18 protein-coding genes and 1 pseudogene are annotated in these 25,427 nt (G+C 55.9%); 3 read left to right on the plus strand and 16 right to left on the minus strand.

The window, feature by feature from the left end:
- The 4 genes and pseudogenes from BUB55_RS06095 to polA all read right to left on the minus strand — a co-directional run.
- Positions 1 to 1,269, minus strand: a pseudogene (locus tag BUB55_RS06095) (hypothetical protein); the annotation flags it as partial.
- Between the two features lie 21 nt (positions 1,270 to 1,290).
- The gene (locus tag BUB55_RS06100) at positions 1,291 to 2,124 is read right to left on the minus strand and encodes an FISUMP domain-containing protein (protein WP_073189139.1); all 834 of its coding nucleotides are present in this window, start codon (positions 2,122 to 2,124) and stop codon (positions 1,291 to 1,293) included.
- 12 nt (positions 2,125 to 2,136) lie between these two features.
- A complete protein-coding gene (locus BUB55_RS06105; protein ID WP_073189141.1) occupies positions 2,137 to 3,792 on the minus strand; it encodes a hypothetical protein in 1,656 nt (551 codons plus the stop codon).
- A gap of 174 nt (positions 3,793 to 3,966) precedes the next feature.
- On the minus strand, positions 3,967 to 6,837 hold the full coding sequence (polA, locus tag BUB55_RS06110) for a DNA polymerase I (RefSeq protein WP_073189143.1): 2,871 nt from the start codon (positions 6,835 to 6,837) through the stop codon (positions 3,967 to 3,969).
- A gap of 53 nt (positions 6,838 to 6,890) precedes the next feature.
- Between polA and BUB55_RS06115 the strand changes: the two genes are divergently transcribed.
- Genes BUB55_RS06115 through BUB55_RS06125 form a run of 3 tightly spaced genes read left to right on the plus strand, consistent with a single transcriptional unit; the run spans position 6,891 to position 9,559 of the window.
- Positions 6,891 to 7,592: an SIMPL domain-containing protein gene (locus BUB55_RS06115; protein ID WP_073189144.1), complete on the plus strand. Its 702-nt coding sequence runs from the start codon at positions 6,891 to 6,893 to the stop codon at positions 7,590 to 7,592.
- Between the two features lie 3 nt (positions 7,593 to 7,595).
- Positions 7,596 to 8,375, plus strand: a complete 780-nt coding sequence (locus BUB55_RS06120) for an FISUMP domain-containing protein (RefSeq protein ID WP_073189146.1) — start codon at positions 7,596 to 7,598, stop codon at positions 8,373 to 8,375.
- A gap of 26 nt (positions 8,376 to 8,401) precedes the next feature.
- On the plus strand, positions 8,402 to 9,559 hold the full coding sequence (locus tag BUB55_RS06125; RefSeq protein ID WP_073189148.1) for an FprA family A-type flavoprotein: 1,158 nt from the start codon (positions 8,402 to 8,404) through the stop codon (positions 9,557 to 9,559).
- A 47-nt stretch (positions 9,560 to 9,606) separates the two neighbouring features.
- On the opposite strand, the gene BUB55_RS06130 is transcribed toward BUB55_RS06125, so the two are convergent.
- The 12 genes from BUB55_RS06130 to BUB55_RS06185 all read right to left on the minus strand — a co-directional run bounded on the left by BUB55_RS06130 (position 9,607) and on the right by BUB55_RS06185 (position 25,423).
- Positions 9,607 to 11,376, minus strand: coding sequence for an NAD(P)H-hydrate dehydratase (locus BUB55_RS06130; RefSeq protein ID WP_083596907.1), 1,770 nt, complete (start codon positions 11,374 to 11,376; stop codon positions 9,607 to 9,609).
- 64 nt (positions 11,377 to 11,440) lie between these two features.
- Positions 11,441 to 12,376: a hypothetical protein gene (locus tag BUB55_RS06135; RefSeq protein WP_073189260.1), complete on the minus strand. Its 936-nt coding sequence runs from the start codon at positions 12,374 to 12,376 to the stop codon at positions 11,441 to 11,443.
- A 317-nt stretch (positions 12,377 to 12,693) separates the two neighbouring features.
- Entirely contained in the window at positions 12,694 to 14,328 is a 1,635-nt protein-coding gene (gpmI, locus tag BUB55_RS06140; RefSeq protein WP_073189150.1) for a 2,3-bisphosphoglycerate-independent phosphoglycerate mutase, read from the minus strand.
- 104 nt (positions 14,329 to 14,432) lie between these two features.
- On the minus strand, positions 14,433 to 15,443 hold the full coding sequence (locus tag BUB55_RS06145) for a hypothetical protein (protein ID WP_073189151.1): 1,011 nt from the start codon (positions 15,441 to 15,443) through the stop codon (positions 14,433 to 14,435).
- Between the two features lie 121 nt (positions 15,444 to 15,564).
- Positions 15,565 to 17,706, minus strand: a complete 2,142-nt coding sequence (locus BUB55_RS06150) for an SF1B family DNA helicase RecD2 (RefSeq protein WP_073189153.1) — start codon at positions 17,704 to 17,706, stop codon at positions 15,565 to 15,567.
- A 3-nt stretch (positions 17,707 to 17,709) separates the two neighbouring features.
- Positions 17,710 to 19,254: a carbon starvation CstA family protein gene (locus BUB55_RS06155; protein ID WP_073189155.1), complete on the minus strand. Its 1,545-nt coding sequence runs from the start codon at positions 19,252 to 19,254 to the stop codon at positions 17,710 to 17,712.
- Between the two features lie 28 nt (positions 19,255 to 19,282).
- Positions 19,283 to 20,434 carry a DUF6588 family protein gene (locus BUB55_RS06160; RefSeq protein ID WP_073189157.1) on the minus strand — a complete coding sequence of 384 codons (1,152 nt, stop codon included), beginning with the start codon at positions 20,432 to 20,434 and terminating at the stop codon, positions 19,283 to 19,285.
- 40 nt (positions 20,435 to 20,474) lie between these two features.
- Positions 20,475 to 21,143, minus strand: coding sequence for an outer membrane beta-barrel protein (locus BUB55_RS06165; protein WP_073189159.1), 669 nt, complete (start codon positions 21,141 to 21,143; stop codon positions 20,475 to 20,477).
- 87 nt (positions 21,144 to 21,230) lie between these two features.
- On the minus strand, positions 21,231 to 22,247 hold the full coding sequence (nadA, locus tag BUB55_RS06170) for a quinolinate synthase NadA (RefSeq protein ID WP_073189261.1): 1,017 nt from the start codon (positions 22,245 to 22,247) through the stop codon (positions 21,231 to 21,233).
- A 26-nt stretch (positions 22,248 to 22,273) separates the two neighbouring features.
- Complete coding sequence (locus BUB55_RS06175; protein ID WP_073189161.1) at positions 22,274 to 23,101, minus strand: metallophosphoesterase; 828 nt, start codon at positions 23,099 to 23,101, stop codon at positions 22,274 to 22,276.
- Between the two features lie 103 nt (positions 23,102 to 23,204).
- Entirely contained in the window at positions 23,205 to 23,933 is a 729-nt protein-coding gene (locus BUB55_RS06180; RefSeq protein ID WP_234971825.1) for a pseudouridine synthase, read from the minus strand.
- A complete protein-coding gene (locus BUB55_RS06185; RefSeq protein ID WP_073189162.1) occupies positions 23,930 to 25,423 on the minus strand; it encodes a sigma-54-dependent transcriptional regulator in 1,494 nt (497 codons plus the stop codon). The genes BUB55_RS06180 and BUB55_RS06185 overlap by 4 nt, the downstream gene beginning before the upstream one ends.
- Between the last annotated feature and the right edge of the window lie 4 nt (positions 25,424 to 25,427).

The raw sequence follows: 25,427 nt of genomic DNA on the forward strand, positions 1-25,427 counted from the left end.
CGCAAGCCTCCATGCGCCCGCGTCGCAAATGAGGCGGTCCTTGTCGTCATCGTTGTTGGGGACGCCCTTGGCGACAACAACGCCGTCGTTCGCCTTGGCGCAGCTGTCCAGCTTGAATTCCGTCTGCCAGAACAGGGTCACGAACTTCTCGAACGCGGGCACGGAATCGGAAAGCTTCCAGGATTTCACGTTCGCGCGGAAATCGGACAATCGGCCGTCGAGGTCCGCGTTCATCGCCCAGTCGGCGATGACCTTGCGCATGGACTCGTCGTCCCAGGTTCCGTCCTTCTCGAGGTTCGCTGCGAAACCTGTGATGAAGTCGGAGAGCTGGCTCACCGAGCCGTCGCGCTGCATCATGATGGATACGGCGAGGAGCGCCGCGTCGGCTTCGCTGGTGCCCGCGATGTTCAGGTCTTCCGAGCTCTTGAAGTCCTTGGAGTCGATGTGGAACGCCGCGAAGATTTCTTTTTGCGCCTGTTTTTTGGCGGAGGCGAATCGCTTGCCCATGTTTTTCACCAGGTGGTACACGCGGTCGTACTCCAGGTGCGTGAGCAGGTTCAGGTTCGCCGAGGTGTGCGTCGTGAGGTCGGTCAATGCGTTTAGCGTAATCTGCGACTCGGAGTTTTTGCCTGTGACTTCGTTGCGGTAGAAGCCCGTGGCGGTGAGGCTCACGTACTGCGACTTGAGCATGCCGCCGCGCAGCTTGAACTCGCCGTCGTCGCTGCCGATCTTGCCCTCGTAGGTGATGTTGGATTGCGTGAGGGTGCGACCGTTTTCGAGGCCGCGCACCGAGACGGGAGTCCCCTTGAGGAACGGTCCTTTTTGCGAGTAGCCTGTGATGCTGTCGAGCGAGGTCGCTACCGCTTCGGAGTCCGCAGCGGCGGTGTCCTTGAGGTCCTTGCCGTTGGCTCCGTTCTTGCCGTCACTTCCGTCCTTGCCGTTTAGTACCACGCCGACGGAGTCGCCGTTGCACATAAGTTTCATTCCGCTACTGTCGGCGAGAGGTTCTGTATAGCATGTGCCTCCGCTGCCGACGATTGCCCACTCCTCCTCGGAGCAGACCCTGAGCTCGTTCTCGCTCTTGATCCAAACGTACGCCCCTTCATTGTCGGTGGTACATTCCGGGAGGCTGTCCAAATCGGCGACCAGGTCAAGGGAACCCCCTTCAACAATGTTGGTTGTTTCGTTTGTGTCGCCACAGGCGACAAGAAACGCGGTGATCGTTGAAAGGGCAGTCAACGATTTGCAGGCAAAAGAACAAGTCTTCATGGTAGCCTCACAATGAATTTTTTAGTCTAGCACGCAGCGGATGGAAAATGCACTGTATTCGGTGTCGTCTTCCATGGTCATGTAGTTGCCTTGATCGCTGTTGTTCGATAGCCAGTATGTTCCGTAAATGCTGTCTTTAATGGCCCACCAGTTGGCTTTCTCGTCAATTCCAAAGAATTCATATTCGCCTTCATCGTCACGAGCAGCTGATCCACTGGCGAGAGCGTTGAAACCAAAACGGTCGCTGCCGGCCATACCATCCCAGCCGGTTTTGCTTTTTACCATGGTTCCAAAATTTGAACAGAAGTTTTCGGCATTGGCGTCAAATGAACCGCCGCAGGCCATAAATGCGAGCGCGTCAAGATCGGTGTCGGTGGGCAAATGCGTTCCCTCGGGGCAAGCGCTGCTTAGAACGGCCTTGGTGCCAAGGTAAAGCGCCCCTAGTTTTTCGCAGTTGAAGTCTTTGTTGTCGTAGCATACGGACCCCTTGGCTGGCTGATAGCTCAAGTTACTGCCGAACCAGCAGGTGTTGGCGCCATCTTTGTTTGTCAGGGTGATGATGTCGTATACGGCATCATCTCTGGAGTCGGTAAATGTCTTGGGACACACCACCACCGAAGAGGAAGACTCCACCGACGATGAGGATTCAGGCTTGGAATCCGCAGAGGGCATGATAACAACTAGGGTGTCCTTCCCGTGTTTTTCAGAAGAGGAGGATTCCTTGTCGGCTACGGACGAAGAGGAGATTTCTTCGGCCTGGGTAATGGGAAGCAGGTCTTCGTCAAAGGTATCGTACAGAGTGCAGCCAGTAAACGAAAGGGCGAGCACAGCAAAAATGGATAATGTCTTTTTCATTTCTATACCTCCTTACCATTCCACGCCAAGGCTTACGTAGGCTCCGTTACCCATATCGGTAATGAGTGCGTAGCCGACTTCGATGTTGAATACCCAGAGCGAAACGAAAACGCCGCTCCTGAACTGCATCCACTGTTCCTCGTCGCTCTTGGCAATCGGGAAAATGGCGGTTTCGCGGAAGCCAAAGAACTTGTAGCCGAGTTCGACCTGGCCGAGCGGAGCTACGTAAACGCGTTCGAGTTCATCGCCAATGGCGAACCCGACCATGCCTCCGGCACCGATGGCAAAGGAACCTTCGGCCTTTTCGCCGAAGTTCAACTTGACGCGCACGGCGGCGGCCACGTCGGGCAATATGAACATGTCCTTTTTCTTAAGCCCGTAACCCAGAGCGGCCTCGTTGTCGTAAATGGCGCCGACGCCTGTGATGGCGGCCCAAAGGGACGGGTGCACGCCGCGGCGCTTCTCGATTTCGGCGTCTTCGGCGGCCTTTTGTTCTTGGGCGGTCGTGGTCTCGGCTGCCTGCAGGGAGTCGGCGTCAAAGGCGGGGCCAAAGTCCACGCCCTCGGTATTGCCCTGGTTTTCCCAAATCCAGCGACCGTTCAGCTTTGCCGACTTTTGTGGGAATTCCACCGAGCCCTTGAATGCGGCCGGCGTGCCGTCAAACTTGGTGACGGAGGATTCGCCGTCGACCTTTACGGGGGAGCCCTTGGGGAAGGAAATGCGCAGGTGGCTCTGTGAAGCCGGACCCGGGTTGATGCGCGTGTGGAACAGCTTGACGCCGTTCAGGTAGTAGGCGCTGCGCACGGGCTGCGTGTTGTCAAGGTAAAGCATGGGTGCGCCCGTGGTGTCCACCTTGTACACGGCACGGGAGCCTTCGTTAGACAAGTCTTCGTTGAGCTTGGCAACGCGTTCCAAGAAGAACGGGGCAAAGCCCTCGCCGTCTTGGCGCACCACCATCTCGCGGCAGGTCTCGCCCCACTTTTGGGCAATTTCAAAGGCGCGTTTTTGGTGGTTCGGCTCAAACGTCAGGTTGAAGTTGTAGTTCGCCTGGAATCCCTTGGTGAGCGGTTCCAGGAACACGCCGCCGTCGAGGTTTACGTGCTGGTCTTTGGAGGTCGAGAGGCTGTAAAGAGCGTCGACGCAAGCGAAGATCTGTTTTTTGCGGTCTTCCAGGCCGCGGGCGGTCTCCATGTAGCCAAGGCGGACTTCACCGGTCACCTGCATGTAGCGGGCTTCGAATTCGGGGAGTTCTACGCGGTAGAAGTCCCAGCAGTCTTCGCCCATCACGTCGTTGATGCTAATGGCCGAGCAGTGGTCGTTCATCTTCGCGATTTTGTCGGCGTACTGGAGTAGGGAGTCCAGCTCTTCGTTGGCGCTGCCCAGACCTTGTTGCAACTTTTTCAATTCATCTTGGTGCTTGTGGAATATCGCGGGGTCCTGCACAAAGATCGAAGCGGATTGCGACGCCTCGTTTGCGGGAGCTTCTACCTTGGGAGTTTCAGCTACAGGGACGCTATCGGCTGCAGGTGCCGCGGGCGTTGCTGCAGTGTCGGCAGGTTGCGAGACTTCGGCTTTAGGCGTTTCTGTGGTGGGGAGTGCCGCGGGCTCCTGCGCAAAAGCAAAAGCCGTAATGGCTAGAGGGAGGACGAATTTTAGTTTGTTTTTCATAGGCATAACAACTTATTACGGAGCGTTCGCTCGCGTAATAAATTCTCACAAAAATGTTACACATAGAATGTAAGTTCTAAGTTTACATTCGTCAATAGGAGGTGATGTACCTTAAAAGACCTTTTGCCCATTTTTAGGGACAAAAAAGCCCTTTTGGGAGGTCTTGCTTAGCCTTTAATGCGCCTCGAGCCAGTTTTCACCGAAGCCCACGCTCGCAACGAGCGGAACCTTCAGCTCCATGGCACCTTCCATTTCAGATTTCACCATCTGGGCCATCGCTTCCACCTGGTCGCGGGGGCATTCGAACACGAGTTCGTCGTGCACCTGCAGCATCATGCGGAGCGGGAGTTTTTCTTCGTTGATTCTCTTCTGGATGCGTATCATCGCAATCTTGATGAGGTCGGCGGCGGAGCCTTGGACGGGAGTATTCACGGCCATGCGCTCGGCCATTTGCGATTCCATGCGGTCGCTGCTGTCGATACCTGCGATGTAGCGGCGGCGGCCCGAAAGCGTTTCCACATAGCCGTCGCGGTGGGCGGCCGCCTTGGTATCTTCAATAAACTGCTGTACACCCTGGTACATCCCGAAGTAACCGTCGATGAAATCCCTTGCCTGCGACATCGGGATTTTTAGGTCACGGGCGAGGCGGAAGGCCGTCATGCCGTAGAGCACGCCGAAATTCACCACCTTGGCATCGCGCCTCATGTCACTCGTGACGGCGTCTAGGTCAACTCCGTAAATTGCGGCGGCTGTGCGGGCGTGGATGTCGATGCCTTCCTTGTAGCTTTCGATGAGCGCGGCATCGCCACTCAGGTGTGCGAGCATTCTGAGTTCAATCTGCGAGTAGTCTACCGCAAGGATTACGTTGTCCTTGCTCTGCGGGATAAATGCTGCGCGAATCTTTTTACCCAAGTCGCTACGCACGGGAATGTTCTGCAGGTTCGGATCGCGGCTCGAAAGGCGGCCTGTCGCGGTACCCCACTGGATAAAGCTCGTGTGGATGCGGCGCGTGTCCGGATTGATGAGCGTCGGGAGCACCGAGATGTAGGTGCTCTGCATCTTCTTGAGTTCGCGGTATTCTATGACGGAAAAAACAATCGGGTGCGGCGCGCGGAACGAAAGTTCTTCGAGAACGACGGCGTCGGTACTGCGCTTCTTGATTTCGGGGAGGCCGAGCGTATCGAAAAGCACATCGCCCAGCTGCTTTGGCGAGCCGATGTTGAACTCGACGCCCGCCATGTCGCAAATTTCCTTTTCCAGGTTTTCGATGCGGCGTGCAAGTTCCTGCTCCAGCGTCTTGAGGGCCGGAACATCAATCGCGACGCCCACGGATTCCATCTGGTACAGTACCTTCAGCAGCGGCATTTCCTGCTCGAAGAAATACTTCACGTAGTCGAGCTTTTCGAGTTCCTGCTTGAGCGGCTTCCAAAGGCGGAGCGTGTAGACTGCATCTTCGGCGCCGTATTCGGTGGCGTCCTTGATGGGCGTGCGGTTGAACGTAATCTGGTTCTTGCCACGTCCAATCAGGTTCTCGATGGGAATCATCTCGTGCTGCAGGCGCTGCATCACCTGGTTGTCGAGGCCGAGGCCCGATTGTCCCGGCGAAAGCATCCAGGCGGCAATCAGCGTGTCGATGATATTTGCGTTGTCGATGACGGCTTGCGGAATCTTGAAAGCGCGGGCGAGAACGTGCAGGTCGAATTTTGCGTTATGGAATACGAATGCTCGTTTTGAAGCCGCGCCCTCGGCGCCATCATTTTCAGCGACAGGTGCATTGTCGGCGAAAAATGTGCAGAACCACTCCTTCGCCTTGTTGAAGTCGAAGTTGCCGCCCTTGCCCGCGGGGAGCGGGAACCCGATTTCATCGGTGTGCGCAAGGGGAATGTAGTAGCCTTTCGCCACGTTGCCTTCGCTGTCGGCAGACGCAAGGCACATTCCCACGAGGCCGCACTGCATCGGGTCGAGGCCATCGGTTTCGGTGTCGATACCCACGGTGCTTGCGGCGGCAAATTCGGCCTTCATCTGCTCGAAAATTTCATCGGTGTCAACACAGATATAAGTCGGCGGGATATCGACCGGAAAATCGGCGCTTACTACGGTGTCTCCGTTCGCAGAGTCAGTGCTTCCCGTGCCATCAGAACCTTCGCGCACAAAGCCCGTCTTGCTGGGAATGCCTTCCAAAAGGCGGAGTAGACTGTTGATTTCGTGATCCTTGAACATCTGCGCCAAGGTGTCTACGTGCAGGCCGTTGTATTCCAGCGTGTCGAGGTTGCCACTAAAGGCGCGCTTGGTCTGGAGAGTCACCAGTTCGCGGCTGAGAAATGCCTTTTCGCGGTTGTTTTCCAGATTGTCATGCAAACCCTTTTTAGTCACTTTATCCAGGTTTGCGTAAAGGTTGTCCATGTCGCCAAAGTCATTCAGCAACTGGATGGCGGTTTTCGGACCCACCTTCGGAACGCCGGGGACGTTGTCGCTTGCGTCACCCATGAGTGCCAAATAATCGCGAATTTTTTCGGGCGGAAGTCCGTATTTTTCAAGAACCTGTTCCGGGCCAAAGTCAATGCCGTCGGCGCCTTTCGTCAAATGGAAAAGATGGATCTTGTCGGTTACGATCTGCGACATGTCCTTGTCTTTACTTAAAATCACCACATGGTCAAAGCCTGCTTCGACCGCGGCCATGGCGGTACTTGCCATCACGTCGTCCGCTTCGTAACCCGGTTCCGACAAGAGCGGAATTCCGCTTGCTTCCAGACTTTCGCCGAGGAGCGGCATCTGAGCCGCCATTTCTTCGGGCATGGGCCCGCGATTGGCCTTGTAGTCGGGGTAAAGTTCGTGCCTGAAGGTCTTGGTGTGCGCCACGTCGCGTGCAATGGCGAAATGTGTCGGCTTGTGTTTGGCCAAAATGCGGAGTACGGCCCCCCAGTAGCCATGCATCATCGAAACCTCTTCGCCTTGGCTGTTTTTCAGCGGGTTCTGCGAATAGGCGTAAAACATGCGGAACGCAAGCGCGTAAGAGTCGAGCAAAAGTAGAGTCTTTTCAGGCATGCTTTGAATGTAGAAAATTTGTATATTGAATTAATGTAAAAAAGGAGTTGGATATGCAATCGAGAGTTAAAGAGGCAATCATTTTGGCGGTGGCCATTTTGTGCTTGGGTGTATTTTTCTATCGGGCCCAAATCGATGTCAAGGATCGCGACCGTGTGGTATTCGTGCGCGGACTTGCTGAACGCGAAGTTTCGGCTGATTTTGTGATTTGGCCGATTGTATACAAAGAGGTGGGCAACGATCTTGCCGAGCTTTCTGCAACATTACAGTCCAAGTCGCAGATACTTGAAAAGTTCCTGCTCGAAAACGGCGTGAAAAAAGAAGATATCACTTACTCGACCCCGGCCATTGTCGATGCCGATGGCGAATTGTACAGCGGCGGCAAGCATGCCTATCGTTATGTCGCGACAGTTGTGGCAACGGTAGCCACGAACGATGTGGCTCTTGTTCGTAAGGTCATGGAGAAACAGAGCGAACTCCTGAAACATGGAATCGCCTTTAGCGGTAGCGATTACCAGTATCGCACCGTCTATAGCTTTAACGGTCTCAACGAAATCAAACCCGCCATGATTGACGAGGCTACTAAGAATGCAAGGAGTGCCGCCGAGAAGTTTGCGAAGGATTCCGATAGCAAACTCGGCAAAATCAAGACGGCCACGCAGGGTGTGTTCTCCATTGAAGACCGCGACGAAAATACGCCGTATATCAAGAAAGTGCGCGTCGTAACGAACGTGCAGTATTTCTTGGAAGATTAAACCATGAAAAAGAATGCAAAAATTGTGCTGTTTGTGCTCGGCATGGCGATCCTTGCTGCCTGTGGAAGTGACGAATCCAGTAACCCCGAGCCTTTTTATTTGGAGAAAGTTCCTCCCTGTAGATCTAATTCCGAAGATAATTGTGAGTACGGATTGTTGACGGATGAACGTGATGGTCAAACATATAAAACAGTGAAAATCCGCGATCTTTGGTGGATGAAAGAAAATTTGAAATACCGTTATTTGCAACCTACTTCGTCTATGGATTCAAGTAGCTTTTGCTACAACGATACTCTTGAATATTGCGGAATAGATGGTCGTTTGTATTTATGGAGTGCCGCAATGGATAGCGCTGGCGTTTTTTCCGATAACGGCAAGGGATGTGGTTATGGTTCAGAGTGCAACCATGCTGCTGTGGTTCGGGGTGTTTGCCCTGCGGGCTGGCATCTTCCGAGTGAAGAAGAGTGGAATAATCTTTTTCAAGCGGTTGGATATGGCAACTTTATCGGCGACAAACTAAAGACGACAACAGGTTGGTATAGTAATGGAACCGATGATTATTCGTTCTCTGTTGCTCCAGTTTCTCCGATGTATTATCATGATGGACAATATGGATTCTTTCTCCGATGGGATACGTATACGGCATACTGGAGTACGGCATCAAGGGATGAATTCTATGCTGTTACAATGTACGTTACGAATGTAGATTATTATGTGTATGTTGGTGATTACTATGATTTTGCAAAGATAAATGCATATCCTGTCCGCTGCGTGAAGGATTAGTATATTTTCCTCAAAAAGGAGTCTCTATGAAGAACTTTAGCGAAAACATCAAGTACATCGGTGTCGATGACCGCGACTTGGATTTGTTCGAAGGCCAGTACGTGGTGCCCGAGGGCATGGCCTACAATTCGTATGTGATTATTGACGAAAAGATTGCCGTGACGGACACGGTCGATGCGCACAAGGTGGGCGAGTGGCTTGCCAATCTGGATGCCGCTCTCGCTGGCCGCAAGCCGGACTACCTGGTGATTCACCACTTGGAACCGGACCATGCCGGTGGCATTGCTGATTTTGTCGCGAAGTACCCGGAGGCGACGCTTGTGGCATCTGCGAAGGCGTTTGCGCTGCTGCCGCAGTTCATGGCGCTCCCGGAATCGGTCAAGAAGCAGACCGTGAAGGAAGGCGATACGCTTGCGCTCGGTGCGCACACCTTGCAGTTTATCGGTGCTCCGATGGTGCACTGGCCCGAAGTGCTGTTCAGTTACGAACAGAGTGAAAAGGTCTTGTTCTCGGCCGATGCGTTCGGCAAGTTCGGCGTGTACGATGCCGACCCGGACGACTGGGCCTGCGAGGCCCGCCGCTACTACTTCAATATCGTGGGCAAGTACGGCAACCAGGTGCAGGCGGTGCTCAAGAAGGCTGCTGCACTCGACATCAAGACGATTTGCCCGCTGCATGGCCCGGTGCTCACCGAAAATCTGGGCTACTACATCGACAAGTACAATACCTGGAGCAGCTACGCTCCCGAAGACAAGGGCGTGCTTGTGGCGTATGCCTCTATTTACGGCGGAACCAAGAAGGCCGCGGAATTGCTCGGTGAAAAGCTCAAGGCCGCCGGTGTCGAGAAGGTGGTGGTTTCTGACCTTGCCCGCAGCGACATGGCCGAAGTCATTGAGGACGCCTTCCGCTACGATCGCATGGTGGTGGCTGCTCCTACATATGATGCGGGCCTCTTCCCGGTCATGGAAGATTTCCTCAATCACCTGAAGGCAAAGAACTATTCCAACCGCAAGGTGGGCATCGTGGAAAACGGCACGTGGGCTCCGATGGCCGCGAAGAAGATGACGGAAATCCTCGCCACGCTCAAGAACGTGACGCTTGCCGAAACGGTAGTGACGGTAAAATCGACGCTCAGCGCCGAATCCGAAGCCGCGATGGACAAAATCGTTCAAGAACTTGTGTAAGAGAGTGTCATCCTGAGCGTAGCCCCTATGGGGCGAAGTCGAAGGATCTAGCAACCAAAGGCTGCGGGCAACATTTCAATGACATCGCTCGGGAGCATGCTGAATGCTCCCATTTTTTTGCGGGCTATGCGGCCCGCTTTTTGATGCAACAATGCTCCGAGTACGGCGGCTTCGGGGGCGGCAAGGCCTTGCGCGAGTAGGGCCGTGATGATGCCCGTGAGAACGTCGCCGGAACCGCCTTTGGCGAGTCCGGAGTTATGTGCGGGAATCACGAATACGCGGCCGTCGGGAATGCCGACAAATGTCGGCGCGCCCTTCAGGAGAATGACCTTCTTTGTATTGCGGGCGATGTCGCGCACCAGTTTGGGGATGTCGATGTCGTTTGCCGGAAGGGCGCCGAAAAGCCTTTCGAATTCCCGACGGTGCGGCGTGAGGATTGCTTCGCTGGGAATGCCGAACAGGAATGACGATGCTCCCGAGGTGGGGCTTGCTGAAGTCTTGTTGAGCGTGGCGATGGCGTTCAGCGCGTCGGCGTCGATGACCGCCGGGCACTTGATTTGCGGAAGTAGGTCGATGACGGCGTCGCGCGTGCATTCGGCGCACCCGATTCCGGGCCCGATGGCGAGCGCCTGGTTGTGCTTTGCCTTTTCAAGAATTTGCGGGATGTGCGCGGGCGAGAGGGCTGTGGCGCGGTCGTCGACCGTGTCGCCGTCTTGGCCGGCCATGTCTTGCAGGTTCACGAATACGGGTTCCGAGAGTTTCGCCTGCAGTACGGGCATTGTGGCGTCGGGGCTTGCGAGCGTCACGAGGCCGGCGCCGCTCCGGAGGGCGGCCTGCGTGCAGAGCGCGGCGGCTCCCGGCATATCGCCGGAGCCTGCGACAATCATGGCGCAGCCTTGCTTGCGCTTGTCACCCCAGTCGTCGCGCTCGGGCAGCATTTGCGGTATGAGCGTTTTGGTGGCGAGGAACGTGTTTTCGCTGAACTGGGCGACGATGCCTGCGGGGTAGCCGAGCGGCGCGACCGAGGCTTCCCCGAAAGCGGGACCGCCTTCGCGCGTGTAGGCGTCCAGCCGCGGGAACCCGAACAGGAGGGATTCAAGTGCGTGTATGCAGGGTTCCCGACGCCCATGTTCCGCGGAATCGTAACCGGTGGGGGCGTCGGCCGCGACAACCGGGATGTTTGATGCGGCAATGTCGCGGACCGCGGCTGCGAACGTCTCCCGCAGTTCTCCGTGCGCTCCGTTCCCGAGCATGCAATCTACGGCCAGCGTGATGCCTGCGAATCTCGGCGCCCGCTGCGCAGTTTCAGCCTGCGTCGCGACTTCTGTCGGCGAATACATCGTTAAACGCCCGCCGGCCTGCGCAAAATCATCCAAAGCCATCTTGGCTTCGTTCTGGAACTTCTCGGCGGCGGCAAGCGAATACGTGGTGCAGGGGATTCCCGCTTCAATCAGCAGCTTCGCGAGCACGAGCCCGTCGCCCCCGTTGTTGCCTCCACCGACAAATACCGCCACAGACCGCGGCGCATTTCCAATCTGCGTTTCGGGCGCATCCCCGGTCCCGCAATAAGCATCCCCGCGACAAACGGCGTCGCGGTTCAAAACTTCAATCACCTTCTTGAACAGCGCGGCTCCCGCCTGTTTCATCAGTTCATAACCGGCCTCAATCGTCACGCGCGTCTCACCTTCAATTGGGGCGTCTGTCTGGCGAACGTCCTTGGCGAGCGCTTCCTTGGCCGCCTTGTCAAGTGCACGCATCCCCTCGGTCGAGAGGACGGGCATGAGTTCCGTAAAGCTGAACTGGTCGAGAAGTTTCATATTTTGAATATAAATTTATACCGCAGCCTTTGACAAGACCTCGATGGCGTATTCGCTCGGAAAACTAGAACAAATCCAGTGAACTGTCCAGGTAAATCTCTTCGCGCACTTTGAGCTGGTGCTCGGGCTTGGTCATGTAGTAAAGCAGGAATTCCAGGATGATGGCGCTGCCGAGGCTACGCCCTTCGATTTTGAAGTGCCGGAATCCCGCTGGCGCGTACACATTCTGGATGTCGTCTATCCCGATAAATCCCGGGTTCTTCATCGCGTCGGAGAAACGGTAGCCTCTCTGGGCGGTGGGCGAGATGCATTCATGGTCTGCACAGTCTTCGCCGAGGCTCTTGCGGCTCACGTTCTCGTAGCAGGCCTTGCGGTCATGGCAACCGAACCAGCAGCATTCATTGCACAGAAACTCGACCTTCTGCTTTTGCGCATCCGTGAGCGCGTTCAGCTTTTCAAATTTCTTGTTGAGCCGAAAATCCGGAACAACGTAACGGAATTCATCGCGGTCCAGTTCGGCGACAAACTGCTCAAAGTCAGTAATCACCTTCGTGGTCGAAGAGACGAAATAAAACCCGGGATACTTTGCCTTGATGTAATTGAGTAGAAGGTCCGAGTGCACGATGATGCCCGCGCAGTCCAAACCCGCATCGTTTCCAGCGCAGTCTGTACCCGAACCTTTTTTACTTGCGTTCTCGAACACCCTGCACAACTCGTTGCACCGCGCATCATCAAGGTGTTCTTCGCGAACTAGCGAATTGCTGAAGGTAAGCCGAGGTGAAATCCCGTATTCCTTCACGAGTGCAGCGACTTTCTCCGGCTCAGCCTCGCCGAATCCGACGCGCCCGCCACCCCAGATGCAATCGCTCGGCGCTCCGTAAATAGAGCCGATTTCGCACCAGTCGTAAAAGTATTCCCGATGTTCGCGCCATAGCGGCAAAAAAGCCTTGTACAGGTCGTAAAACTCGAACAGTCCAGGAAGGTGGAAAAAGATTTTCATCTTGCCCAAAGTATAATATAATTGAAGGCGAAAAAAAGGAACCCTTGCGGGTTCCTTTTTTAATTCTGGCTCAAGGTCCCTGAGCTTGTCGAAGGGTTACTTGATGATGAGCATGGAATCGTCCCACGCCTCTCGTGAGACTCCGCACCTATGGTGCGGGAGGAGGGTTTTATACCCTCCGTTCGTCGAACGAAATCGTTGTTATTAGAGATGCGCCAGCCTATGGCTGCCGCAGCTCTTAACAAGGATTTGGAAGCGTGGCAAAAATGGACCCCTTACGGGGTCCATTTTTAATTTTGTCTTATGTTAATCATCAATTATTTGATGATTAACATACTATCATCCCACGCTTCGTGCTTTTCGAGGCCGAGGAGGTTGGCCGTCGTAGCAGCGATGTTGGAAAGACCCCAGTCGCCTTCCTTGAGGCCGAGCTTGCCGCCCGTTACGTTATCGTAAAGGATGCAAGGAACCTTGTTGAGCGTGTGGCTCGTCTTGGCCTTGAACGTACCGTCCTTGTTGACCTTCGGCATGCCGGTCTTCTTGTCGATTTCGTACATTTCGTCGGCGTTACCGTGGTCTGCCGTGATGATGGCGACACCGCCGAGGGCGTCGATCACCGGGAGCAAGCGGGCGAGGCCGATGTCCACAGCTTCGATAGCCATGGTAGCGGCGCGGAAGGAACCAGTGTGGCCCACCATGTCTCCGTTCGGGAAGTTGCAGCGGAGCGTCTGGTACTTGCCGCTCTTCAAGGCTTCGATCATGGCGTCGGTGATTTCGGCGGCCTTCATCCACGGGCGCTGTTCGAACGGAACAACGTCAGATTCGATTTCCAGGTAGGTTTCGCCGTCGAACTTGCTGGAACGGTTACCGTTCCAGAAGTAGGTCACGTGGCCATACTTCTGCGTTTCGGAGCAAGCGAACTGCTTGACGCCCGTTTCAGCGAGCCATTCACCGCTGGTTTCCTTGATAGCCGGAGGCGGCACGAGGAAGCGGTTCGGGAGCTTGAGGTCGCCGTCGTACTGGAGCATGCCGGCGTAGCAGACCTTCGGGAAGCGCACTCGGTCAAATTCGCTGAAGGATTCTTCTTCGAAGGCGCGGGTGATTTCGATGGCGCGGTCGCCACGGAAGTTGAAGAACACTACGGAGTCGCCGTCGTTGATGGTACCGACCGGCTGGCCGTCCTTGGCAATCACGAACGGCGGGAGATCCTGGTCAATAGCCTTGGTTTCGCCACGGAGGGTTTCGATAGCCTGGGTGGCGTTGTCGAAGTAGCGGCCTTCGCCGAGCACGTGGGTCTTCCAGCCCAGTTCCACCATCTTCCAGTTAGCATTGTAACGGTCCATGGTAATCTGCATACGGCCACCGCCGCTAGCAATGCAAACGTCGAATTCCGGGCTGCGGAGTTCGTCGAGGAACTTTTCGAACGGGCCAACGTAATCGAGAGCGGAAGTTTCCGGCACGTCACGACCGTCGAGGAGGATGTGCACGCGGACCTTCTTGAGCCCCTCCTTCTTGGCCTGGGCGACCATGGCCTTCAGGTGAGAAATGTTGGAGTGGACGTTACCGTCGCTGAAGAGGCCGATGAAGTGAAGCACGGAACCGTGGTCACGCACGTTGGAGGCGATTTCCTTCCAGGCGTCGCGGCCGAAGATGTCGCCGGAGACGATTGCGTCCTGCACGAGGGCTGCACCCTGGTTATAGACCTGGCCCGCACCGATGGCGTTGTGGCCCACTTCGGAGTTGCCCATGTCTTCGTTGGTCGGCATACCCACGGCGCGGCCGTGAGCCTTCAAAAGCACGTTCGGGTACATCTTGAAGAGGTTGTCGAGAGTCGGGGTGCGGGCAGCCTTGATGGCGTTGCCTTCGACCTTATCGGTGATGCCAAAACCGTCCATCACGATGGTGACGACGGGTCCCTTGATGCCGGGGAAATTGGAAAGCTTCTTGAGCATGATTTACTCCGTTGAAAAATTTACGGGGTAAATATAAAAAATTGCCCTCCAACAAAAAAGAAACCCCCACGGAGGGAGCTTCTTTAAAAGGCTTGGAATCTAGATTACTTGTAGTAGGTGATTTTGATGGAACCCTTGGAGCCGCCTTCCGTCATCGGCTTGCCAGCCATGAACGGGTATTGCTTACCATCGGCGGTCGTCACAATCACCCAGGTACCATTGGCGAGCTCGTCCTTGAACTGGCGGACAGATGCCTTGAAGTCTTCGAGGCAGAGCGGGACCTTGTCCGGGAGGAGACCGTTGGTCTGGGAGTAGTTGTCCTCAAAGAGGGTGACGCCTGCAGCAGGTGTTGCATAGGCTACGCCGTCTTCGAACGAGATGGTGATGTGCGGATTGTCGGCGAGGCCCGTCTCAAAGTTGAGAGCGTGCTGATCGCTGCCGAGGCTTGTAGAAAGCGTGATTTCGTGTGCGGTGACTTCGGTGCAAACAGCGGGTTCAGTGCTAGAAGAAGACGGCGGGAGGTCGGCTTCGCACTGGTTCTGTTCGCGAACAAAGGAACCGGAAGTGATTTCTTCGGGATCGTCGCCAAAGACGCTGGTGTAGATGACCGTTTTGACGTTGGGTTCCTGAGTGCTGCTGTAAACAACAATCTGCAGGTGGAAGTTGCCGCAACCGTTCAGCTCGGCGGTTTCGAAGGTCTTGCCGCTAAGCGGGATCAACTCGGTGGGGAATACAACGCCGTCGAGAGGGACGGTGACGCTCTGGTTGATGGTCTTGTCGTCGACCACAAAGAAGCGGACGCTGTCGATCTTGGTTACAGCTTCGGGAGAGAACGACGGGTCGAGGGTGATGCCTTCCATGTTGAGCTGGATAATGCCGCTAATCGAGACGGTGCTCGACTTGGGGAGGGCGCTGATAGACAGCGACGTGCCCACGCTCGAGAACATAATCGGGTTGATTGCAGACTGTTCCGGGAGGACCACCGGGTCACCCTGGGAAGGAACGGAGTTCGGCTGCGGATCGTCTGCGCTGCTGCTGGAATCGCCGCCACAGGCGATAAGACCAAAAGTGGATGCGAAAACGGCAGAGCCAAGGAGAATCTTTTTGAAATTCATAAGTTTTACCTCTCTAATCTTTGCTCTTGAAAATACACAAAAAAGGGGCGGAGTGCAAACTAAAAAGAGTAAAAAAAAGCTACAAAATGGCTGAAAAACGAAAAATAGTGCGAAAAAACACTTAAACCAGCCTTTCGTAAAGGCGGGTGAAGCGGCGGGCGTTCCTGCTGTTGCGGACGGCTTGTCCAAACGCCCCCGGGGCGCTTAGCACCCACACGTGCCCCTTGGCCCTGGTGACTGCCGTGTAGACGAGGTTCCTCTGCAGCATCACGTAGTGGCTGGCGTCCAAAATGACGACCACAGCGGGGTACTCGCTGCCCTGGCTCTTGTGGATGGTGCTCGCGTAGGCAAGCGTCAGTTCGTCCACTTCGTCGCCCTCGTACTCCACGGTCTTGTCGTCGTAAAAGACTGTGATTTTCTCGGAGTCCTTTGCGACCTTGAAAATGATGCCCACGTCGCCGTTGAACACGTTTTTCTCGTAGTTGTTGCGGACCTGCATCACGCGGTCGCCGTCGCTCCACGGGATGCCTCTCAGCTTGTGGCGCGCCTTGCCCGGATTCAAGAGCTCTTGCAGGTAGTGGTTCAGTTCAAAGGTGCCGAGCGGCCCCTTGCGCATGGGCGTGAGGATTTGCAGGTCGGCCTTGGGGTCGATCTGGATCTTGCTCCTGATGCCTGTGGCGAGGAGCCCGCGCAAAATTTCCTTGGCCTGTTCCGGCTCGTCGTAGGGCATAAAATGGAAGTTCGGGCCGTCAATGGGCGAGGGTGCAATACCCTGGTTGATTTTGGCGGCCTTGTCGGCGATGTCGTTCCCGCCCGATAGCCTAAAGATGTGCTGCAGGCGCGTCGTCGGCATTTGGGGGCAGCGGATGAGGTCGTTGAGCACGTTGCCGGGGCCCACGCTCGGGAGCTGGTCGGCGTCGCCCACGAGCACGATGCGCGTGCGGTAGGGAGTCGCGGCGAGGAGGGCGGCGCAAAGCCAGGTGTCCACCATGCTGAACTCGTCCACGATCAGGAGGTCGCAGGGGAGCTGGTTGTCGGCGTTCCTCGAGAACTTTCCGGTGCCGGGGTCCACCTCCAAAAGGCGGTGCAGCGTGCGCGCGGTAATGCCGCAGAGGTCGCCCATGCGCTTGGCGGCGCGTCCGGTGGGGGCGGCGAGGAACACGCTCTCGTCCATCTTTTGCGCGAGGTGCAAAATGCACTTGAGAATCGTCGTCTTGCCGGTACCCGGGCCGCCGGTGATAACGGAGATGCGGCTTTTGAGCGCCATTTGGATGGCGTTTCTTTGGATGGGGTCGAGGGTGATGTGATTCTCCCGTTCCCAGTTTCCCAGCTCTTTTTCAAAACCTTCGGTGGGGAGGGCGCTTGAACCGAGGCGCCTCAAAATGTTGTCGGCAATGTCTTGCTCGGCGCGGAACATCGCCGGCGAAAAGCAGTCGTCGTTGACGCGCTTGATGCGTCCCTGCCTGCAGACCTGTTCGAACTGCTCCAAAAGGCTGTTGAGGGTGTCCTCGTCCTCGGGCAAAATGCGCAGGTTGCGGATGGTCTTTTCGAGGAGCGTGTTCTTGGGCAGGTAAGTGTGGCCCTCGTTAAAGCTCGCTTGCTGCAGCACGTACAAAAGCGCCGCCTGCAGGCGGAGCGGGCTGTCTTTGGGGATGCCGACCTTGGCCGCGATCTCGTCGGCGAGCAAAAAACCGATGCCCCACACCTCTTCGCAGAGCAGGTAGGGGTTCTCTGTGACCGTCGCGATGGTCTCTTGCCCAAAGCGTTGCCACAGGCGCTTGGCGACGCTCCCCGTGATGTTGTGGCTGTACAAAAAGAGCATGGTTTCGCGGCTGTGGCGGTTCTCTTGCCAGCTCGCCAGGAACGCCTCTGCCTTTTTGGCGGTGATGCCCTTGATTTTTGCCTTGCGGAAAATTTCGGGATGGTTGTCGAGAATGTCGGTGGTATTTTCGCCGAGGGCGTTGACGATGTTCTCTGCCGTCTTTTTGCCAATCCCCTTGAAAAATCCGCTGGCCAGGTACTCGACGATGTTGTCTTGCGCGGGGGGTGCGACCTCGAACGCGCTACACTTGAACTGCTTGCCGTACTTGGGGTGCGTGCCCCACTCGCCCTGCATTTTCAGCTTTTCGCCGCTCCGTAAATCGGGAAAAGTCCCCGTCACCACGACGGGGGCTTTCAATCCATCTACGGTCACGCGAAAAACGGAGAAGCCGTTCTCGGGACTATGGAAGGTGACATTCTTGATGACTCCTTCGAGCTCCATTCCTTATTTGTCGGTCGCCTTCGGGTTGAACTTGTTCTTTTTGTCGAGGGACTCGTCCCACTTGTCGGCATCAAAGTTCTCCCTTGTCGAGAGTGTTTTGCCGCGTTTGCAAAGGAGCGTCACAAGGCCCGTCGCCAAAATCACGGCGAGGGCGATGGCGGTATTGTAGTCGAGGCCAAAGCCGAGCGGGGCGCCCTTGAGGTTTGTGGGGCTCACCCAGAGGATGTAGGCAAAGCAAATGAATGACATGAACCAGCAGGGGCAAAGCGTAATCCAGAAGTTCTTCTTTTTACTCCTCAGGTACACGGTCGCCACGCAGAGGCTGCAAACCGCCATGAGCTGGTTGCTCCAGCTAAAGTAGTTCCATAAAATGTTGAAGCCTTGCGGGTTCAGGTTGCTCCAGAAGATGATGGCGAGGCAGATGGCGAACATGGGCACGGTGAGGAGCAGACGGTTCTTGGCCTTGGCCTGGTCAATGCCCGTGAGTTCCGCAATCGTGAGGCGGAGGCTCCTCAGGCTCGTGTCGCCGCTCGTGATCGCGAGGATGATGACGCCCACCACCACGAGGATGGAAATCGGGGTGAAGGGGATCACTGTCGAAACGAGTACGCTCAACACCTTCACGCCACCGGCGCTCATGAGCTGCGGCTGCATGTGGTAAATGAACATACCGCCGGCTGCCCAGATCATGCCGATGAGGCCTTCGATAATCATCATGCCGTAGAATGTCTGGCGACCGGTCTTCTCGGTCACCTCGGTGCGGGCGACAAGCGGGCTCTGGGTGCTATGGAAACCGCTGATGATGCCACAGGCGATGGTCACAAAGAGCATGGGAATAACGGGCTGGTGGCCCGGATGCTGCACAAAGTTCGAGCCGAAGTCGCTCAGGCTGATTTCATCGAGCACGTTTAGATGCGGGGCGATGCCGATCATGATGCCGAGCGAAGCCAATATCAGAAGTCCGCCAAAGATCGGGTAAATGCGGCCGATGACTTTGTCGATAGGGCAGAAGGTGCTAATGAAGTAATAGGCGAAAATCACGCCGACCGCAATCCAAAAGAGCGTGGGCGAAACTGCCGAGCCCACAAGGATCGGGGTGTTGACAAGCTGTGCCGGCGTGTTGGTGAACACGGCGCCCACGAGGATGAGCGCGACCGAGATAAGGGTCATCACGACCTTCGAGGGCCCCTTGCCCAGGAATTTGCGCGAAAGGGCGGGCACGTTGTAGCCGTTGTTGCGCATGCTGACCATGCCAGAGAAGTAGTCGTGCACGGCTCCGCCAAGCACGTTCCCGAGCGGAAGAATAATGAACACGATGGCGCCGAACTTGATGCCGAGAATCACGCCGATCACAGGACCGATTCCCGCGATGTTCAAGAGCTGGATGAGCATGTTCTTCCAGTGCTTCATCGGGACGCGGTCGACGCCGTCCGGGATGGCGAGCGCAGGCGGTTTGCGGTCGTCGGGGCCGAAGACTTTTTCAACGAACTTTCCGTAGGTGAAGTATCCTCCAACGAGGATGGCGATACCAATTAAGAATGTAATCATGTTGTTTGCCTTCTTTTTGTGTTAAAACTTATTCTTCTGCGGAGTCTCCTTCGTCCGTAGTGCTTGCGCTGTCGTTTTCGGCGCTTTCGTCGGCAGCTTCGCCAGCGGTTTTGTTGGTGTTGTCGTTTTTGCTGTCGTCGGTATTTTTGCTTTTGACGGGATCGTCTTCGCCAAACTGCTGCCTAAAGTAAAGGATGTTCGTGGTGAAGCTCGACTTGCCTGCGTAATCGAAGCCGACGACCGGGTGGAACGAGGTGCCCAGCTGGAAGGCGACGGCAATGCCGAATTTGAAGCCGTTATTGCCCTTGACCGAGATGTTCGGGTTGATGGTCTGCCCGTAGTAGCCCACGGGTTGGTTGTTCTCCTTGGTTTGGCAGGTCAGCTTGCCGCTCGATTCCATGTTGGCGTACTGGTAGCCGAGCGTGAGCATGGCTTCCACGAACTTGACCGGCTTGTAGCCAATGACGGCGTCGAAGGTGAGGGCGGTAATGTCGAGGTCCAGCGAACCGTCGTAGTCTTCGGGCTGGTAGCTGATGCTGCTGGTGTTGTAGCCGAACACGAGGCTCACGTCAAGACCTTGCGCGGCGGGGGGCAACTTGTCGCGGAACAGGTGCCCAAAGCTGTATTGCAGGCCAAAGCCAAACAGGTTGAACCCTTGCAATTCGCTAATGGAGGGGAGCATCATAAAGCGGAGCACGGCACGGGCGTGGTAAAAGCTTGCGCCAAGCTGCAGGTAGGGGTAGGTGAAAAAGCCGAGCCCGTTCAGGGTCTCGTTGCCGTAAATGGTCCAGTCGGTCGCGGCGCTGTCCGGGTCGCCGTGGGTGCCAAAGATGGTCGGAACCTGTTCCGGGTCCCCGAATTCATCAACCTCGGTAAACTTTTGGTCGTCGCTTCCAATGGGGATAAGCGAAATGGGAAGCCCCGCTTCAAAGGTGAAACTTTGCGGGACGCTCGCGCTCACGTACCAGTTGCTGTTCAAAACATTGCCCAGGTTGTCGATGATGGGCTTTACGTAACCGGGACGGTTAAAGAATCGAGCGACACTCGGGTCTGGGTTAGCGCGGTCCTCAAAGGCGGCGAGAGACTCGTAAATGGAGGCCCAGCCCTTGTCGTCCATGGCGCAAACGGAGGCAACTGCCCCCAGGATAATCAGGATTGTCTTTTTGGCAGTCTTTTTCATGCCGCCAAAGATAGCTAAAAATGGGGTTCTTGACCGAGGGCTAGAACTGGTATTGGAGTCCCACGGAGACCATTACGTAGGTCTGCCACAGGTAGGGATCCAGGTCCAGCGTCCCGGTGGCCTTGGAGTTGACCGCCTTGAACCAGTTCTCGTAAATCTTGATGGCCGGGACCATCGAGAAATTGTCGGTAATGTAGTAATGGATGTTTGTGATGAATGCGAATCCGGAGCCCATCAGCTCGGAATTCTGGATTTTGCCGCCAATGTAGGCGGAATTCTCGGTCTTGAGGTTTGTGTAAGAGTAGCCAATGCCCGCGCCAATCTGGAAGAAGTCGGGCCAAAAGAAGTTGTACATGAATTCAAAACCGAAACGCCAATAGGTGTATTTCTCGGTGACTTCGGGGTTGTCGATGAGTTCGTTGGAGGAGTTCCAATACTGGAAGTCTATATCTAGCGAAAAACAGCGGATGTTGACGCCCAAGGTGATGTCGGGCATGGGCATGATCTCGATAGCGGGGGTGTAGATAATGGATTTTGCCCCTGTGGAATCGGTGACAGAAATCGCCCTTTCGTTGACGTCACCCCTAGTGGCGACCGCGCCGAATCCTAAGTTGATATAGTAGGATCGTGGCCAGTAGCCTTCATCCTCGTCGGCGTGGGATATTGTGAATGCGCACAGGAGTGCGGCGATCGTCAACAAACGTTTCATAACAGTCCTTGTCCCAAACCGTCCCGTTTCCTAACCCGTTATGCCCTTTTTTGAGGGCAAACCAATAATAGTAAATTTACAAAAACATTAAAGGGCGGAGTAGTGGAACATGGCGTCAATGCATTTTTTTGCGGCGACGCGCACATTTTCTTCCAGATTCACGTGTTCCGCTTTTTCGGGGTGGCGGAGTGTCTCGAGGATGTTCTCGAGCGAGTTGCTCTTCATGTACTTGCACATGCTGCAGCTGCCGATGAACTCTTTGTCGGGGAACTCGTAGTGCATGCGGGCGTTGAGGCCGCATTCGGTGAGGAGCAAGAACGGCGTGCCGCTCGGCTGTTCCTTGATGTAGGTGACCATCTGGCCGGTGCTGCCCACATAGTCGCTCAAAAGGGCGACTCCCGGGTGGCATTCGGGGTGGCTCACCACTTTGAGGCCCGGGTTCTGCGAGCGGAAGAAGTTGATGAGTTCGGGGTCGTACGTTTCGTGCACGTAGCAGCAGCCTGTGTGGAGTACGATTTTCTTTTTGATGCCCTGGCGGATGAGTTCCTTCTGCAGGTTCTCGCCCATCAGGCGGTCGGGAACGAACACGATCTTGTCGTTCTCGAGGGACTTCACAATCTTGAGGACGTTGCCGCTGGTGACGCAAACGTCGCAGGCCGCCTTCACGTCGGCGGTGGTGTTGATGTAGCACACGAACGTGTGGTCGGGGTACTTTTTGCGGAGCGCCTGCACCTCTTCGCCGGTAATGGAGTCGGCGAGGCTGCAGCCGGTGAGCGGCCCTGGGATGAGCACGTCCTTGGTGGAGTTCAAGATCTTTGCGGTTTCGCCCATGAAACGCACCGCCGAGAACACGATGGTCTTTGCCTTGACCGTTGTGGCGTCCTGGCTCAGCTTGAAGCTGTCGCCCGTGTAGTCGGCGACGCCCAGCACTATTTCGGGGGCCACGTAGCTGTGCGCAAGGATCACGGCGTCGCGTTCCTTTTTGAGCTCGTTGATCTCGTTGATGGTCGAGATCATCTGCTCGCACTTTTCCATGGTGTAGGTGCAAAGGACTGCACCCGGGTGGATTTTGTTCAGACGGTTGTAAAGCTCTTCTGCGGTCATGCCGCCAAATTTAGCAAATGGGGACGTCAATAGCCAGCCCATTCTGCCGAAATAGACGGGCTCGCCTTGCGAATCGCTTCGTCCTCGGGCGTGTTTTTTGCCGGGGCGATTTCGCCCGCGGCGATTTTCGCCTTGATTTCGTCAAAAGTACGGGGAGGCACCGAAGAGGGGGTGTTGTCGCCCAGCACCTTGCAGGGGGCGGCCTCCGATTCTTTCGCCTTGTCCTTGACGGGCGTGTATTCGCGAGCGGCGGGAATCTTGTAGAACTTGTCCTCTTCGGGGCACCATGCTGTAAGGCTCTTGCCGTAAACACACCCCGAGTCGAGACCGATGAATCCAGGGACGTGTACAAAGCCCTGCTTGGCCCAGTGCCCAAAAATCACGAGCTTGTCCCATTGGACCTGCTCGTACCAGGGCTTGTCATTCCAGTAACGGATCGAGAGCAACACTTCGGGGTTCATGTCCTCGAGGTGGGATTTGCCCGGTTCAAGGCCCGCGTGCACCAGCAGGGCGTGTGGCGTGTCGCGCCATAGCGGCCACGTTTTGACGGTGTCGCGGATGTAGGTCCACTCTTCGAGCGAAAGCGCCTTGAAACGCTTGCGCTGTTTTTCGGTCCAGTACGACTCGGGCGTTTGCATCATGCGGATGAGGTGCTCTTCGTGGTTGCCGCGTACGGTCAAAATGCCGCAGTCCTCCACAATCTTCATCGCCCGCATCATGTCGGGACCCTTGTTGATGATGTCGCCCGTTTGGTAAAGCGTGTCGCTTCCGCGAACATAGCCGAATGCGTCCAGAATTTTTTCAAGTTCGTCGGCGCAACCGTGCACGTCACCTATGTAAAGAGTCCTAGACATAATTGATAATGGGTGATTGATGATGTGAAATCTTCTATCTCTAAGTTCTGCCAACTGAACTGTTTCATACAAGCATCTATCTCTCGTCTGAAGGCGCAGCCGCCTATAGGTGTACTGCTTGGCGCAATTTGTTCATCTCGTCGGCGGTGAGTTCGCGGAATTCGCCGGCGGGCAGGTCGCCCAGCTGAATATGGCAGTAGCTCACGCGTTTGAGGTCACGGATCTCGTAACCCACGGCGCGCATCATGCGGCGGATTTCGCGGTTTTTGCCCTCAATGAGCCAGAGTTCCGCGTAGTCCTTTTCAAGGTACACGTCTGTCGCAAAGGCGATTTCTTCTTCGGCGTTCGGGTCTTCGGGGTCGCGGATGTCCACGCCGTTGACCAGCTTTTGCGCGGCTGATTCCGAAAGTGGACGTGTGGTCCATACAAAGTAGCTGCGAGGGATTTCGTAGCTCGGGTGAGTCAAGCGGTGCAGCAGTTCGCCGTCGTCGGTGAACAGCAATAGACCGCGGCTCTGCAGGTCGAGCCTTCCCACGTACTTGAACGTTTGGTATCCCGGCGGCAGGTAGTCGTAAACGGTGCGGCGGCCTTGCGGGTCGTCCTTGGTGCAAACGCAGCCTGCCGGCTTGTGGAATAAAATAGCCTTCGTTTTTTTTGGGAGCGTCGCGCGCTTGCCATCGACCAGCACCTCGTCCTCGTTTTCGTCCACCTGGTGACCGAGGTCGCTGATGGTCACTCCGTTGACCTGCACGCGGCCTTCGGCCACGAGCCCGTCGGCGGCGCGGCGACTGGCGAGCCCGCTGAGCGAGATAAACTTGTTGATGCGCATCATGTTTCGGTACTGTCCATTTCGATTTTGAGCGCCTTCACCTTGCGCCACAACGTGGATCGGCTAATGCCCAGCTTTTCGCAAATCTCCGCCTGGTTCCCCTTGCACACCGAGAGCGCATGCAAAATGTGACGACGCTCCATCTCTTCGAGCGAAATGATTTCGTCCTCGGATTCCTGCGGGGCGCTTTTGCCGGCGGGGCGGGCGAGGGCGTTGTTGCGGGAATTGCCTGCGGTGGGTTCGGCGGTGTGGTTCTCAATGGCTTGGACCGGCTCCACGACGATTTCGCCGTCAATAGCGTCGCTCTTCATGTGCGGGATGGCGAACTGCTTTTCGCGCGCCTCTGCCTGTACTTCTTCGGGCAGGTCCTCCAGGCGGATGACGCCGTTCTCGGAGAGCACAATCGCGTGCTCCACGATGTTCTCGAGTTCGCGGATGTTGCCTGGGTAGGGGTATTTGGTCAGCGCGTACTGCGCTGCCGGTTCCAGGTCCAGAATCTCCTTGTTGTGCGTTTCTTTGTACTTCAAAATAAAGTAGCGGATGAGCGTCGGGATGACCGGCTTGCGTTCACGCAGGGGAGGGAGCTGCAGGTGGAATGTGTTCAGACGGTAGTAAAGGTCTTCGCGAAAATCGCCTTGCAGCATGGCCTGCTGCAGGTCGCGGTTGGTCGCGGCAATCACGCGCACGTCCAGGTAGCGGGCCTCGTTTTCGCCTACGCGGCGAATCTCGTGGCTCTGCAAAAAACGCAGCAACTTCACTTGGGTCGCCGCCGAGAGCTCACCGACTTCGTCGAGGAACAGTGTGCCGCCGTTCGCCGATTCAAACAAGCCCTTCTTGTCCATGGTAGATCCGGTGTAGGAGCCTTTTTTTGCTCCAAAGAGTTCGCTCTCGACCAGGTTCTCGGGAATCGCGCCGCAGTTGACTGCCACAAAAGGTTCGTTCGCACGCTTGCTAAAGCGGTGGACTACGTTCGCCAAGAATTCCTTGCCACTACCCGATTCGCCGGTGATGAGCACGGTACTCGTGGTGGGGGCAATCTTGTAGACCGTCTTTAAAATCTTGCGCATCTCGGGCGTGTCGCCCAGGAGGCTGTCGAGCACCTGCGATTCCATCAGTTGGTGCGTGCTCTTGTTCTGCTGCTGGGTCTGGATCTTTTTGGCTGTGTCCTCGAGCTGCTTGAGCGAAACCGGCTTCATCAAAAAGCTGTTGGCGCCGCGGTTGATGGCGCTGGTGGCGCCGGGCCAGTTTTTGCTGTCGCAAAGCACAAAAATCTCGATGCCGTGATTTTTCTCTTTGAGGTAGCTTACCATGTCCATGTTTTCGAGAGTCAAAAACGGAACTTCGATAAACGCGAGGTCTATCGCTTCGTTTTTAATTAAAGGCATGAGCGCGTCACTGTCGGAACACACCAACAACTCGGTGTCGGGCATGAGCCAGGAACGCTGGATGTCGCTGATAAAGGTTTTATCCAAATCGGCGATCAAGATTTTCATAGAT

It is taken from the genome of Fibrobacter sp. UWP2 (assembly GCF_900141705.1).
Lineage (GTDB): Bacteria > Fibrobacterota > Fibrobacteria > Fibrobacterales > Fibrobacteraceae > Fibrobacter.

Excerpts from the sequence above, each read along its gene's own strand:
- BUB55_RS06105 (WP_073189141.1), bottom strand. The coding sequence starts at position 3,792 with ATGAAAAACAAACTAAAATTCGTCCTCCCTCTAGCCATTACGGCTTTT.
- BUB55_RS06115 (WP_073189144.1), top strand. The coding sequence starts at position 6,891 with ATGCAATCGAGAGTTAAAGAGGCAATCATTTTGGCGGTGGCCATTTTG.
- BUB55_RS06100 (WP_073189139.1), bottom strand. The coding sequence starts at position 2,124 with ATGAAAAAGACATTATCCATTTTTGCTGTGCTCGCCCTTTCGTTTACT.
- BUB55_RS06180 (WP_234971825.1), bottom strand. The coding sequence starts at position 23,933 with ATGATGCGCATCAACAAGTTTATCTCGCTCAGCGGGCTCGCCAGTCGC.
- BUB55_RS06120 (WP_073189146.1), top strand. The coding sequence starts at position 7,596 with ATGAAAAAGAATGCAAAAATTGTGCTGTTTGTGCTCGGCATGGCGATC.
- BUB55_RS06155 (WP_073189155.1), bottom strand. The coding sequence starts at position 19,254 with ATGATTACATTCTTAATTGGTATCGCCATCCTCGTTGGAGGATACTTC.
- BUB55_RS06175 (WP_073189161.1), bottom strand. The coding sequence starts at position 23,101 with ATGTCTAGGACTCTTTACATAGGTGACGTGCACGGTTGCGCCGACGAA.
- BUB55_RS06145 (WP_073189151.1), bottom strand. The coding sequence starts at position 15,443 with ATGAATTTCAAAAAGATTCTCCTTGGCTCTGCCGTTTTCGCATCCACT.
- BUB55_RS06160 (WP_073189157.1), bottom strand. The coding sequence starts at position 20,434 with ATGAAAAAGACTGCCAAAAAGACAATCCTGATTATCCTGGGGGCAGTT.
- BUB55_RS06150 (WP_073189153.1), bottom strand. The coding sequence starts at position 17,706 with ATGGAGCTCGAAGGAGTCATCAAGAATGTCACCTTCCATAGTCCCGAG.
- BUB55_RS06165 (WP_073189159.1), bottom strand. The coding sequence starts at position 21,143 with ATGAAACGTTTGTTGACGATCGCCGCACTCCTGTGCGCATTCACAATA.
- BUB55_RS06185 (WP_073189162.1), bottom strand. The coding sequence starts at position 25,423 with ATGAAAATCTTGATCGCCGATTTGGATAAAACCTTTATCAGCGACATC.
- nadA (WP_073189261.1), bottom strand. The coding sequence starts at position 22,247 with ATGACCGCAGAAGAGCTTTACAACCGTCTGAACAAAATCCACCCGGGT.
- polA (WP_073189143.1), bottom strand. The coding sequence starts at position 6,837 with ATGCCTGAAAAGACTCTACTTTTGCTCGACTCTTACGCGCTTGCGTTC.
- gpmI (WP_073189150.1), bottom strand. The coding sequence starts at position 14,328 with ATGCTCAAGAAGCTTTCCAATTTCCCCGGCATCAAGGGACCCGTCGTC.
- BUB55_RS06130 (WP_083596907.1), bottom strand. The coding sequence starts at position 11,376 with ATGAAACTTCTCGACCAGTTCAGCTTTACGGAACTCATGCCCGTCCTC.
- BUB55_RS06135 (WP_073189260.1), bottom strand. The coding sequence starts at position 12,376 with ATGAAAATCTTTTTCCACCTTCCTGGACTGTTCGAGTTTTACGACCTG.
- BUB55_RS06125 (WP_073189148.1), top strand. The coding sequence starts at position 8,402 with ATGAAGAACTTTAGCGAAAACATCAAGTACATCGGTGTCGATGACCGC.